The sequence below is a fragment of the Paenibacillus paridis genome, from assembly GCF_006345825.1.
GTDB lineage: Bacteria > Bacillota > Bacilli > Paenibacillales > Paenibacillaceae > Pristimantibacillus > Pristimantibacillus paridis.
The window spans coordinates 1,027,426-1,040,367 of sequence record NZ_VCIX01000092.1; the positions used below are offsets into that span (position 1 = coordinate 1,027,426).

The following is a 12,942-nucleotide window of genomic DNA, read 5'->3' on the forward strand; positions in this document are numbered from 1 at the left end:
CCTAACGGTTTTTCGCCGGCGTCCAAGGGGGGAGTGGGGCAGATGCGTTTAAAGGAAGTGGCTGAGCTGCTTGTCACCGCGCGGCTCATGGGCAACGGGGAAACGGAATGGAACGGAATTGAATCCGATTCTAGAGCTGTTTCGAGCGGTCAATTGTTTATCTGCTTGCGAGGGCATACCGTCGATGGCCATTTGTATGCACCAGAAGCTGTAGAGGCTGGCGCTGCCGCGATTGTTGCGGAAAGAGCGCTTGATCTTCCGGTACCGCAAATCATCGTTAGGGATTGCAGGCTTGCGATGGCTGCGATCGCCAATCATTTTTATGCCTATCCCAGCCAGACGCTAAAGCTTATCGGAGTGACGGGTACCAACGGAAAAACAACAACGACCTATTTAATTGAGCAAATTTTAAATGACCAGCTCCTGCCTTCAGGAGTGATCGGCACGATTGAGCGCCGCTTTGCCGGAAAGTCCTTTCCGATGAGCAGCACGACTCCGCAAACCCTCCAGCTTCAGCGCTATCTCGCCGAAATGCGGGATGCAGGCACGAAATACTGCGCGATCGAGGTTTCCTCGCATGCGCTGGAGCAGGGCAGGGTCAAGGGCTGCCGCTTTCGAACGGCTGTCTTTACCAACTTGACGCAGGACCATTTGGATTATCATGAAACGATGAGCCGCTATGCTGCTGTAAAGGGCTTGTTTTTCTCAAGGCTTGGCAATGAATATAAAGCGGTAGAGAATGATCGCTCGTATGCCGTCCTCAATGCAGATGATACCATCTCCTCCGCATATGCAGAGCTTACGGCAGCCGAGGTGATCACTTACGGCATAGATAATGAGGCAGACATTCGTGCCTCGAACATACGGATTAATGCTCAAGGAACTACCTTTCACGTTCATACGTTTCGAGGCGAGGCAGACATTACCTTGCAGATGGCCGGGAAATTTAATGTATATAATGCGCTTGCTGCTATAGGAGCGGTGCTGATCGAGGGCGTAGAGCTCAGTGCGATTGCAGAAAGCCTTCGTGGCATTCCCGGCGTGCCTGGCCGGGTAGAAGCGGTCAACGCCGGCCAGCCCTTTGCGGTTATCGTGGATTACGCGCATACGCCTGATGGGCTGGAGAATGTGCTCCGGGCCGTGCAGCAGTTTGCGGAGAAGCGAATTTTATGCGTATTTGGCTGCGGAGGCGACCGCGATCGTGCGAAACGGCCGCTAATGGGAAAAATTGCCGTTCAATATGCGGACTATGCGATCATTACGTCGGATAATCCCCGAACGGAGGCGCCAGAGCTCATTTTAAAGGATATTGAGGATGGGCTTATTCGAAGCCATATTGAGCCGTCTGTGTATGAATTAATAGCTGACCGCAGGGCAGCGATTCAAAAAGCGGTTGAAATGGCAAGCCCAGGCGATGTAGTATTGATTGCGGGGAAAGGTCACGAAACCTACCAGGATATCAATGGAGTTAAATATCCATTCGATGATCGAGAAGCAGCGAAAGAAGCGATAAGGGGAATCATACATTGATTAAACGTACGATCAAGCAAATAGCCGAGATGAGCGGCGCAAGATGGAACGGCAAAGAGACTGAGCTTATGATTACGGGCGTGACGACGGACTCGCGGCAAGCTGCCGCGGGCCAGTTGTTCGTTCCGCTAGTTGGTGAGCAATTTGACGGGCATGCCTATTTGGAGCAGGCTGTCCAAAACGGAGCGGTTGCTTCGTTATGGAAGAAGGGGCAGGAGGTTCCCGAGTCAATGGCCCATGTGCCACTCCTTATTGTTGGCGATACCCTCGTTGCCTTGCAGCGACTGGCTACGGCATACCGAAGCGAGCTGTTCGTGCGCGTGGTTGGCATTACGGGCAGCAATGGCAAGACGACGACAAAGGATATGGCGGCTGCGATTCTTGGCACTTCCTACAAGGTGCACAAAACAGAAGGCAATTTCAACAATCATATCGGGCTGCCGCTAACGGTGCTTCAACTTGAAGAGGATACCGAGGTTGCGGTGCTGGAGATGGGCATGAGCGGCTTCGGCGAAATAGAGCTGCTAACGAAGATTGCCCAGCCTGATGCTGCTATTATAACGAATATAGGCGATGCCCATATGCTGCACCTAGGCTCCAGAGCGGGAATCGCGAAGGCTAAGCTAGAGATTGCACTCGGATTAAGTGAGGATGGATTGCTGCTGTACAACGGCGATGAGCCGCTTCTTGAAGCGGAGCTTCAGAGCGCAATTCTGCCTGCTGGCATCGTTCGCCGCACATTCGGATTATCTGCGGATAACGAGTGGTCTGCCGCTGATATTCGAATTGAATCCGAGGCGTCTTCTTTTACGGCAATTTATAACGGAACGCCTAGCGGCCTGGGAGAGGTTCATATCCCGGTTCCCGGCCAGCATAACGTGAGTAATGCACTGGCAGCGATTGCAATTGGCCGTTTCTTCGGTGTCCCAGCAGCACAAATAGTCGATGGGTTAAAAGGGATGAAGCTGACGGGCATGCGCATTCAGCCGGTAAAAGCATTTAACGGCGCGATGCTCCTCAATGACGCGTACAACGCTAACCCTACAGCCGTACGCGCTGCTATTGATCTGGTTGAGCAATTGGACGGCTACAGCCGCAAATGGATCGTGCTTGGCGATATGCTAGAGCTTGGTCCCGAGGAGCAGGCGCTGCATTTTGAGGTCGGTGCATACATCACACCCAGCAAAGCCGACGCCGTGCTTGCGTTTGGTCCCCTAGCAGAGCATATAGCAGCAGGAGCGGCATCACAGTTTGCCTCTGTTCCGGCAGATGCGGCTGTCAAACATTTTAATGACAAAGAAGAGCTTGCACTGTGGCTAAAAACGAAGCTTGAGCCGACTGACCTGGTTCTAATCAAAGGCTCGCGCGGCATGCGGATGGAACAGATTGTCCAAGCTTTGGAAGTGGGGTGAGGATATGGACATGATGGTCATTTTATTTTCGATAGGCGCTTCTTTCCTGCTAGCGGTTCTTCTCGGACCATTGTTCATTCCGATGCTTCGAAGGTTGAAGTTCGGCCAGCAAATTCGTACGGAAGGCCCGCAGAGCCATCTGAAAAAGAGCGGTACGCCAACCATGGGCGGCATTATTATTATGCTCGCGCTTACTATTGCGTTCCTGAAGTTCTCGGATAAAACGCCTGAATTTTGGGTGCTGCTGACGGCATCGCTCGGCTTTGGTCTTGTTGGCTTCTTGGATGATTACATTAAAATTGTTTTCAAAAGGTCGCTCGGCCTTACGGCAGGGCAAAAGCTGTTCGGTCAGCTGTTGTTCTCCATCATCGTTTGCGCGATGCTCTATAATATGCACCACAGCACCGTGATCTCTGTACCTGGCACAAGCTGGGGCTTAGACTTAGGCTGGTTCTACTACCCGCTGGTGGTGATTATTTTGTTTGCGGCAAGCAACTCGGTCAACTTTACCGACGGGCTCGATGGCCTGCTTGCGGGAACGAGCGCAATCGCGTTCGGCGCATTCACGGTCGTTGCTTTGCAGACCTCTGCCCATGAATCAGCTGTCTTTTCTGCGGCGATGGTTGGCGCGGTTCTTGGTTTTCTCGTATATAATGCGCATCCGGCCAAAGTCTTCATGGGAGACATGGGCTCGCTCGGGATTGGCGGAGGCATTGCGGCCGTAGCCATTCTGACCAAAACAGAGCTCCTTCTTATTGTCATCGGCGGCGTGTTCGTGCTTGAAATGCTGTCCGTTATTTTGCAAGTAGGCTCCTTTAAACTCAGAGGCAAGCGTATTTTCAAAATGAGTCCTATCCATCACCACTTCGAGCTGGTTGGCTGGTCGGAATGGAAGGTCGTTACCGTGTTTTGGCTCGTCGGATTAGTGCTAGCTGCCATTGGCTTGCTGATTATACTATAATTGAGAGTAATATAACGGAAAGCGGCTTCCGATACCTATTGGGGCCGTTTCATGTATCTATATGTATCTATAGGAGGGACTGTCAGACATGAATCATCCGGCATCTTATCAAGGCCGCCGAGTTGTTGTACTAGGCTTGGCTAGAAGCGGCGTTAGCGTCGCTAAAGTTTTTCATCAGTTCGGAGCGGAAGTCGTTGTCAATGATAAAAAGGATCGCGAATTATGCCCCGAAGCGGACGAATTGACTGCTTTGGGCATTTCTGTGCTATGCGGTTATCATCCAGACGATCTAATTACGGAAGAGACCGCATTGCTCGTCAAAAATCCCGGCATCCCTTACAGCTCTCCTCCCGTTCAACGTGCGGAGGAACTTGGGGTTGAGATTATTACAGAGGTTGAAGCCGCATATTGGCTTTCCCCTGTGCCAATCATCGGTATTACAGGCTCTAATGGAAAAACCACTACCACAACCTGGCTCGGCAAGATTCTCAGCGATGCAGGCTTAAAGCCGATCGTTGCCGGCAACATAGGACGTCCCCTGTGCGAGGCCGCACTGGAGGCTGCCCCGGATCAGTGGATCGTCGCCGAGCTCAGCAGCTTCCAGTTGAAAGGGACTCATGCGTTCCGGCCGCATATCGCAATGCTGCTAAATATCGCGGAGACGCATCTGGATTATCACGGTGACATGGATGACTATGTCAACTCCAAGGCCAAGCTGTTTGATAACCAGACAGAGGATGACGTGGCCGTCATTAATTGGGATGATCCAGAATGCAGAGCTATCGCAGAGCATCTCATCGCGCAGAGATTTCCATTTTCCCTATATGAGAAGCTTGACGCGGGGCTGTATATCGATCCCCCCTATCAGCGCGATTCGAACGGTGCACTTATTTCGGATGAAACCGAAGAGCTCGCTGAGAGGCAAATTGTTTTTCGCCAAACGGACGGGGAGGAAACAGTCATCTTGCCTGTAGCCGAGCTAGGGATTCCAGGCGTACATAACGCCGCTAACGCGCTTGCGGCTATTGCGGCAAGTATTTCTGCGGGTGTGACCATAGAGCAGCTTAGAGCGCCCCTCAGAGAGTTTGATGCCGTAGAGCATCGTTTGGAGTTCGTGCGGGATGTGAATGGCGTCAAATATTACAATGACTCGAAAGCGACCAATTCGGTTGCTACCACTATCGCTATTCGATCCTTCACGGCGCCTATCGTACTTATCGCGGGTGGCTTGGACCGCGGATCGGACTATATGGAGCTTGAACCGCTGTTTAAGGAAAAGCTGAAGGCGCTTGTCGCTTACGGTCAGACCAGTGAAAAGCTTGCGAATGTCGCTAACCTTGCAGGTTTAGCCAGCGTGGAAATCGTCGAACCTAGTGAGGACGCTGAATCCGTTCTGCGGCAAGCGGTGAAGCGAGCAGCTGCAATTGCAGAGCCGGGCGACATCGTGCTGTTGTCTCCTGCTTGTGCCAGCTGGGACATGTTTGCTTCCTATGAGCAAAGAGGGCGCATTTTTAAAGATTCGGCGCATACCTTGTAAGTAGGGGGCATGTCCCTACTTTCCCATGCTAAGAGGTGTGTTCGCTATGGCCAAAGCGCGTTCTGCCCCGGATATCTGGATGCTGACTGCAATTGGGCTCATTCTCACGATCGGGTTAATTATGGTATACAGCGCCAGTGCGGTGCTTGCTTTTCATGAATTCGGCGACCGATTCTATTTCGTGAAGCGCCAGCTTTTATTTGCCGCTTTAGGAATAGGCGCGCTTCTGTTTACGATGAACACGCATTATACCGTCTGGAAAAAGTGGGCGCCGATGGCGTTGATCGTTTGCTTCGGCCTGCTGCTGCTCGTTCTCATTCCAGGCGTAGGCGTCGTCCGCGGAGGCGCACGCAGTTGGCTCGGCATTAGCTCCTTCGGCATTCAGCCATCGGAATTCATGAAGCTGGCCATGATATTGTTCTTGGCAAAGTGGCTTTCAGAGAAGCAGCAAACGATTACGCAGTTTAAAAAAGGCCTCGTACCGCCGCTTGGGCTGGTTGGACTAGCCTTTGGTCTGATCATGCTGCAGCCGGATCTCGGCACAGGCGCGGTCATGGTAGGCGCATCATTGCTGCTGATCTTTACGGCTGGTGCCCGGATGGCTCATTTGGGCGGCCTAGCGATGATTGGCGTTGCAGGCTTTGTCGGCTTGATCATTGCGGCGCCGTATCGGCTGAAGCGCATTACGAATTTTCTTGATCCTTGGGCCGATCCGCTTGGCGGCGGCTATCAAATCATCCAATCTCTTTATGCGATCGGACCCGGCGGCCTCGTTGGTTTAGGCCTAGGGATGAGCCGGCAGAAGTTCAGTTATTTGCCTGAGCCGCAAACCGATTTTATCTTTTCAATTTTATCTGAAGAGCTAGGCTTTATAGGCGGCGCAACCTTAATTTTATTATTTTTAATCGTTGTATGGCGCGGCATTCGCGCGGCGATTGCCGCTCCCGATACATTTGGGAGTTTGCTTGCCGTGGGCATCACGGGCATTGTCGGAGTTCAGGTGCTGATTAATATTGGCGTCGTCATCGGTATGATGCCGGTAACCGGAATTACGTTGCCGCTCGTTAGCTACGGGGGCTCATCACTAACGCTATTGCTGACGGCGCTAGGCATCTTGCTCAATATTTCGCGCTATTCGAGGTGAGGCCAGGTGCCTGTCCGGATCGTTGAAAATCAATTGTTCACATTGGTTCGGATTATGCTGTTGATGTTAAGGCTTTGCAACTCGAAAACCTGGATCCGGCTTCTGGCAGGCTGCAGTGCGCTTAGGCGCAGCTGTGCCTATTAGAGCCGGATATTGCTGTCGTATTTATAGAAAGCAACCGTGAATGCGAAAATTGGCCAATATGGGCGACTGTCACACAAGAGCCTATAAGGGCATAAGATACACTATATTCGTGACCGTCACCCACGTGGAGCGGTTATTGCAGCAGAAGCCTCCGGTTGCGACTTTTACAGCCGGAACGCAGCGAATTCTATTGATTATCATCATGTTGAGCAGTACATGAGCATGGGCATGCTTACGAAGTAGGTTTTGCTTCACAAAACCTAAGCGACTGCTTACGAAGTAGGTTTTGCTTCACAAAACCTTAAGGAGGTTCTACTAATGGAAGCATTTAAAGCGGAATTGGAACAAGCCAATCTTGGCGAAGTTTTGTACAACGAGCCGCTCTCGAACTATACGACATGGAAAATCGGCGGTCCCGCCGATATATTAATCCTCCCTCGTAGCAAAGAAGAATTGGTTGCTGCGGTTCGTTTGGTGCAAAAGCATCAAATGCCATGGACTAATTTGGGCAGGGGCTCAAACATGTTGGTGAGCGATAAAGGAGTTCGGGGTGTTGTAATTAAGCCGCACCGAGGATTGGATTATGTGCGCTTTGAAGGGCCTACAGTTACTGCAGGAGCTTCATATTCTTTAATCAAACTGTCAGTAATGGCGGGTAAGGAAGGCCTAACCGGTCTGGAGTTCGCGGGGGGAATACCCGGTACGGTAGGCGGAGCCGTTTATATGAATGCTGGCGCGCATGGATCGGATGTGTCACGTATTTTTAAGTCAGCTGATATTGTACTGGAAACAGGAGAATTGGTTCGCTACGAACGAGACGATATGCATTTCTCTTACCGGCATTCCATTCTGCATGAGCAAAAGGGTCTTGTCGTTGAAGCAACCTTTGAGCTCGCAGAAGGAGATAAGAAGGAAGTTCTTGCCATGATGGCCTCCTACAAAGAGAGAAGATTGAGAACGCAGCCGCTGCAGCTTGCTTGCGCAGGAAGCGTATTCCGCAATCCGCCTAATGATCATGCTGCCAGACTCATTCAAGAGGCGGGACTTAAGGGTGAGCGTCTCGGAGGTGCGCAAGTATCAGAGCAGCACGCCAATTTCATCGTAAACACCGGGCAAGCAACAGCTGAAGACGTTCTCGCCCTCATGACTCATATACAAAGCACTATTCAGGATCGCTATGACATCCTGTTGGTGCCGGAAGTATTGGTGGTGGGTGAGCGGTAATTCGGAGGTGATACATTGGACAAATTGGTGATTGAAGGTGGGAAACCTCTCTCAGGAACCATAGTTATCCAAGGAGCGAAAAATGCCGCTTTGCCGATTCTGGCTGCCAGTCTGCTGGCCGAAGGCACAACAACGATTGATCATGTGCCTGATTTGCTGGATATCGACGTCATGCTGAACATTTTGCGCGAATTAGGATGCCGCGCCGAGCATGTGGGAGGAACGGTTGTGCTGGATACAGAAACTGCACATACGTCCCACGTGCCGGAATCGTTAATGAGACAAATGCGCTCTTCTATTTTTCTAATGGGGCCTTTGCTTGCTAGGTTTGGAGAGACGCAGGTTTACCAGCCGGGCGGTTGTGCGATCGGCGAGAGAAAAATTGATCTTCACCTGGAAGGCTTGAAGGCTCTTGGTGCGGAAATTGAAGAAATTGGTAACCGTATCATTTGTCGTGCAGATAAACTGCAGGGCGCTGATATTCACTTAAGCTTCCCAAGCGTTGGAGCTACAGAAAATATCATGATGGCCGCTGCTTTGGCGGAGGGCCGGACCACGATCAGCAATGCTGCACGTGAGCCGGAAATACAAGATCTGCAACATTTTCTAAATGCGATGGGCGCGAAAATTATGGGTGCCGGTACAGATACGATAACGGTAGACGGGGTACAGTCGCTAACGCCATGCCGTTATAAAGTCATTCCGGACCGCATAGTAGCAGGGACAATTATGGTAGCGGCCGCCGCAACGCGGGGGCAGGTAACGCTCCAAAATACACAGCCCGCGCACTTATCCTCCTTGATTCATGTTCTGCGTCGTGCAGGTGTTCAAATTGTTGTCGACGGTGATATAATTAAAGTCGGCTGTGCAACGAGGCCGAAAGCGGTCGAAAGAATCGTAACCTCTCCATATCCGGCTTTTCCTACCGATTTGCAGTCTCAAGTAATGGTTCTGCTTACGCTGGCGGATGGCGTGAGTATACTAAAAGAAACGATTTTTGAAGGCAGATTGAAGCATGTCGATGAGCTGTCCCGAATGGGAGCGGATATTCGGGTAGATATGAATGCTGCATTTATTCGCGGTGTCCCTAGGCTTTATGGTGCCACAGCGGAAGCCACAGATTTGAGGGCAGGCGCTGCACTTGTTATTGCAGGTTTGGCTGCGCAGGGCAAAACCGTTGTTGAGCAAATTCATCATATCGACCGAGGCTATGAGAAAATTGAAACGATGCTGTCTAGATTAGGTGCACGGATATCGCGATATGCGCCAGTGCCTAATAATTAATACTATGCGTTTGAGCTGCAAGATAGAAACAGCCGGTTTCCTGGCACTGCTAAGCAATGGCTGAAGCAGAGAGGAGAGCCGGATGTTTTTTGGGGAAAGAAGGGACAAGTTATGAGCGCACAGATGCCTGTGCTGAAAGAGCCAAGTCGCAAGCGGATGGGCAGCCCTAAGCTGCTAACGATACTTATTTTATTGTTTGTTGCTCTTTTGGCTGTATTATTTTTTAATTCCTCTATCAGCAAGGTTTCAGAGATTCAAATAGAAGGAACGAGATTCGTGACGAAGGAAGAGATTGGCAAAGCGGCTGCGATTTTGATTGGGGATGCGTTTTTTCGAACCTCATCTTCCGCGATAGAGAGCCGGGTGCTTACGCTCCCGCAAATCAATGAGGTCAAGGTAACCAAGGTATTTCCCGGTTTGTTGAAAATAACAGTGGAAGAATACCCTGTGGTTGCCTTCGAACTCTCCAAGCAAGGTGAAATGACAGCGCTTTTGTCTAACGGAACGACGGTAGAAGCGGATAGCGACGTTATGCAGCTCGTGGACAAGCCCGTGCTTTCAGGCTGGGCGGATGATGACCCCGTCAAGGCTGAGCTGACGAAGCAGCTCGGTAAAATTACGGCAAAACAGCTGTCGGACCTGTCTGAAATTATTCCCAATCCCTCCTCGGCGTACCCGGATCGTATTTTAATGTATACGCGAACGAAATTTGAAGTCATTACTGCAGTCTCTGTACTTGTTGAAAAAATCGATACGTTGAATGCGGTAATTGAAACGCAGGAACCAGGGAAGATTACGATGCTGCTTGCAGATAAATATGAAGCATTTATTAATGAAAATTTAGACTCTGAGGAAAAAGAGACTACTCAATAGCTTGAAAGAATGGTAGAATTTTATTTATCGCTTTTATACTCGATGAAGCTGGATAACATTAGGATATATCAGGTGCCGCAAGGGGCGGGACTCGTCAGAAAATGAAAAAACAATGAAAACTTTGTTGAAAAAAGAGGGAAAATATTAAAGGCGTTGAATTAGTAGAAAGACCTTAACGAGCAATGTAATAATTTTTATTTGAAACGGAGGTGCCGCAAGATGAGCAGCAACGACATCATCGTCAGTTTGGACATCGGTACATCCAAAGTTCGTGCTATTATTGGTGAAGTGAATAATGGAGCCATTAATATTATTGGAGTTGGATCTGCCGACTCAGAGGGTATTCGCAAAGGAGCAATAGTAGATATTGACCAAACCGTGCAATCGATCCGTAATGCCATAGAGCATGCGGAGCGCATGGTAGGCATTCAAATATCCGACGTTTACGTGGGCATTCAGGGCAATCATATTGCACTGCAGACCAATCGTGGCGTCGTTGCAGTATCCAACGAGGATCGTGAAATAGGCGAAGAAGATATTGAACGCGTATTGCAGGCGGCTAAGGTTGTCGCGCTCCCGCCAGAGCGTGAGATCATTAACTTGGTGCCTAAGCAATATTTAGTTGACGGACTGGAAGGAATATCCGATCCGCGAGGCATGATTGGAGTTCGCCTTGAGGTTGAGGCGACAATCGTCACGGGGACGAAGACTGCCATACATAACCTTATGCGTTGTGTAGAGAAAGCAGGCCTTCGTATTTCTGGCGTCATATTGTTATCATTGGCGTCCGGCGTAGTTTCTCTTACTAAAGACGAGAAAGCTATGGGAACTGTACTAACGGATATTGGAGCGGGCTCCTGTACCATCGCCATTTACGATCAAGGCGGACTGGCAGCTACGTCTACCCTGCCAATCGGTGGCGAATACGTAACGAATGATATCGCGTATGGCTTGCGTACACAAAGCGATCAAGCAGAGAAAATTAAGCTGAAGTACGGCTGTTCGAATGTACTGGATGCAGCGGAAGACGTAAAGTTTAAAGTGGCACGCATGGGCAGCAATGTGGAGAAGGAATTTTCACAGGTTGATCTTGCAAGCATCGTGGAGCCTCGCATGCAAGAAATTTTCCATCTGATACGGCAAGAGGTACGTCGACTTGGATACGGAGACAAGGTAAATGGTTATGTCCTGACCGGCGGTTCCGTATCCATGCCAGGAACGCTCGCTTTGGCCCAGACAGAGCTGGAGGCTTCCGTGAGAATCGCATTGCCTGATTATATCGGAGTAAGAGATCCGGCATATAGCAGCGGTGTTGGCATGATTCAATACGTGTCGAAGTATATGGGAGCTCGTGGAACTGGAGCAGTGAAGAAAACGGCAAGCCGCAAAGCAAGTCCAGCACCTTCAACCAAACCCGGTATGTTCGAGCGGATTAAAAGTATGTTCAATGAGTTTATCTAAAATATAATATAAGTTTCACCTTTAAAATATAGGAAAGCATATGGCTTCGCCATCCTTTCTCTATATTTCTTGGATTGAAACGCGCCGCGCCGCCATAGGATGGCGACAGCCGTTTCACCTTGTACGATGCTTATATTTTACCGCGAAACGTTGCTGTGCCGTCAGATGATGCTATCAGCAGTTTACGCTTGACTGGGGGAAAATGAAAGATGTTGGAATTTGACTTTGAGCTTGAGCAGCTTGCTCAAATAAAAGTAATAGGTGTAGGCGGTGGCGGCAGCAATGCGGTTAACCGAATGATTGAAAATGGTGTGAAAGGTGTAGAGTTCATTACGGTGAACACGGACGCTCAAGCACTTCATCTGGCGAAATCGGAACATAAGCTGCAAATCGGCGACAAGCTGACGCGCGGACTTGGCGCGGGTGCTAACCCTGATGTAGGCAGCAAGGCTGCTGAGGAATCACGCGAAATTATTATGAATCAGCTAAAAGGCTCAGACATGGTATTCGTGACAGCAGGAATGGGCGGCGGTACAGGTACGGGAGCAGCTCCGGTTATTGCCGAAATCGCTCGCGAATGCGGCGCACTTACTGTAGGGGTCGTTACTCGTCCTTTTACCTTTGAAGGACGCAAGCGTGCTGGACAAGCTGAGCTTGGCATTGAAGCGCTCAAAGAAAAAGTAGATACGCTTATCGTCATTCCTAATGACCGTTTGCTTGAGATTGTAGACAAGAAGACACCTATGCTGGAAGCTTTCCGTGAAGCGGATAACGTGCTCCGTCAAGCGGTTCAAGGCATCTCGGACCTTATTCAAGTGCCAGGTCTGATTAACCTTGACTTTGCAGACGTAAAAACAATTATGACCGAGCGTGGTTCAGCTCTGATGGGGATTGGTATCGCAACAGGCGAGAACCGTGCAGCAGAAGCAGCGCGCAAAGCAATTATGAGCCCATTGCTCGAAACGTCTATTGATGGCGCTCGCGGCGTAATCATGAATATTACAGGTGGAAGCAACCTGTCCCTTTATGAAGTGAATGAAGCGGCTGAGATTGTTATTTCCGCTTCCGATCCAGATGTAAACATGATCTTCGGTGCGATCATTGATGAGGATTTGAAGGACGAAATTAAAGTAACCGTTATCGCAACAGGTTTTGAACATAAGGCGCCAACACCGCGTCGTTCTCCACAGCAGCCAGAATCAGTGGATACAAGACCATCAGGCAATTCTGGGGCTGTTAAACCATTTGGTGCAAGCAACACGTCTAGCGACCAACTGGAGATCCCAGCATTCCTTCGCAATCGCCCACGCAGCGATCGCTAATCTTTTTTTGAAACGCCTCACCATTTATGGTGGGGCGTTTTTTTTGTGTT

General features: G+C 50.0%; 10 protein-coding genes. All 10 read left to right on the forward strand.

The features are described from left to right. Positions 1 to 42: 42 nt before the first annotated feature. The 10 genes from FJQ58_RS26335 to ftsZ all read left to right on the forward strand — a co-directional run bounded on the left by FJQ58_RS26335 (position 43) and on the right by ftsZ (position 12,892). Positions 43 to 1,530 carry a UDP-N-acetylmuramoyl-L-alanyl-D-glutamate--2,6-diaminopimelate ligase gene (locus FJQ58_RS26335; protein ID WP_139997937.1) on the forward strand — a complete coding sequence of 496 codons (1,488 nt, stop codon included), beginning with the start codon at positions 43 to 45 and terminating at the stop codon, positions 1,528 to 1,530. Next, the gene (locus tag FJQ58_RS26340; RefSeq protein ID WP_139997939.1) at positions 1,527 to 2,942 is read left to right on the forward strand and encodes a UDP-N-acetylmuramoyl-tripeptide--D-alanyl-D-alanine ligase; all 1,416 of its coding nucleotides are present in this window, start codon (positions 1,527 to 1,529) and stop codon (positions 2,940 to 2,942) included. The genes FJQ58_RS26335 and FJQ58_RS26340 overlap by 4 nt, the downstream gene beginning before the upstream one ends. 4 nt (positions 2,943 to 2,946) lie before the next feature. Beyond that, positions 2,947 to 3,903, forward strand: a complete 957-nt coding sequence (mraY, locus tag FJQ58_RS26345; protein WP_140000103.1) for a phospho-N-acetylmuramoyl-pentapeptide-transferase — start codon at positions 2,947 to 2,949, stop codon at positions 3,901 to 3,903. An 88-nt stretch (positions 3,904 to 3,991) separates the two neighbouring features. Then, positions 3,992 to 5,440, forward strand: coding sequence for a UDP-N-acetylmuramoyl-L-alanine--D-glutamate ligase (gene murD / locus FJQ58_RS26350; protein ID WP_139997941.1), 1,449 nt, complete (start codon positions 3,992 to 3,994; stop codon positions 5,438 to 5,440). Positions 5,441 to 5,486: 46 nt separating this feature from the next. Beyond that, positions 5,487 to 6,584 carry a stage V sporulation protein E gene (gene spoVE / locus FJQ58_RS26355; RefSeq protein WP_139997943.1) on the forward strand — a complete coding sequence of 366 codons (1,098 nt, stop codon included), beginning with the start codon at positions 5,487 to 5,489 and terminating at the stop codon, positions 6,582 to 6,584. Between the two features lie 462 nt (positions 6,585 to 7,046). Beyond that, positions 7,047 to 7,952, forward strand: a complete 906-nt coding sequence (gene murB, locus FJQ58_RS26360; RefSeq protein ID WP_139997945.1) for a UDP-N-acetylmuramate dehydrogenase — start codon at positions 7,047 to 7,049, stop codon at positions 7,950 to 7,952. A 15-nt stretch (positions 7,953 to 7,967) separates the two neighbouring features. Beyond that, positions 7,968 to 9,236, forward strand: a complete 1,269-nt coding sequence (gene murA / locus FJQ58_RS26365) for a UDP-N-acetylglucosamine 1-carboxyvinyltransferase (protein ID WP_139997947.1) — start codon at positions 7,968 to 7,970, stop codon at positions 9,234 to 9,236. Between the two features lie 111 nt (positions 9,237 to 9,347). Further along, complete coding sequence (locus tag FJQ58_RS26370; RefSeq protein WP_139997949.1) at positions 9,348 to 10,109, forward strand: cell division protein FtsQ/DivIB; 762 nt, start codon at positions 9,348 to 9,350, stop codon at positions 10,107 to 10,109. A 219-nt stretch (positions 10,110 to 10,328) separates the two neighbouring features. Continuing rightward, on the forward strand, positions 10,329 to 11,570 hold the full coding sequence (gene ftsA / locus FJQ58_RS26375) for a cell division protein FtsA (protein ID WP_139997951.1): 1,242 nt from the start codon (positions 10,329 to 10,331) through the stop codon (positions 11,568 to 11,570). A gap of 209 nt (positions 11,571 to 11,779) precedes the next feature. Then, a complete protein-coding gene (ftsZ, locus tag FJQ58_RS26380) occupies positions 11,780 to 12,892 on the forward strand; it encodes a cell division protein FtsZ (RefSeq protein WP_139997953.1) in 1,113 nt (370 codons plus the stop codon). The last annotated feature ends 50 nt before the right edge of the window (positions 12,893 to 12,942 follow it).

Coding starts and splice junctions, on each gene's coding strand:
- FJQ58_RS26370 (WP_139997949.1), top strand. CDS start 9,348: ATGAGCGCACAGATGCCTGTGCTGAAAGAGCCAAGTCGCAAGCGGATG.
- murB (WP_139997945.1), top strand. CDS start 7,047: ATGGAAGCATTTAAAGCGGAATTGGAACAAGCCAATCTTGGCGAAGTT.
- FJQ58_RS26335 (WP_139997937.1), top strand. CDS start 43: ATGCGTTTAAAGGAAGTGGCTGAGCTGCTTGTCACCGCGCGGCTCATG.
- murD (WP_139997941.1), top strand. CDS start 3,992: ATGAATCATCCGGCATCTTATCAAGGCCGCCGAGTTGTTGTACTAGGC.
- mraY (WP_140000103.1), top strand. CDS start 2,947: ATGGACATGATGGTCATTTTATTTTCGATAGGCGCTTCTTTCCTGCTA.
- ftsZ (WP_139997953.1), top strand. CDS start 11,780: ATGTTGGAATTTGACTTTGAGCTTGAGCAGCTTGCTCAAATAAAAGTA.
- spoVE (WP_139997943.1), top strand. CDS start 5,487: ATGGCCAAAGCGCGTTCTGCCCCGGATATCTGGATGCTGACTGCAATT.
- ftsA (WP_139997951.1), top strand. CDS start 10,329: ATGAGCAGCAACGACATCATCGTCAGTTTGGACATCGGTACATCCAAA.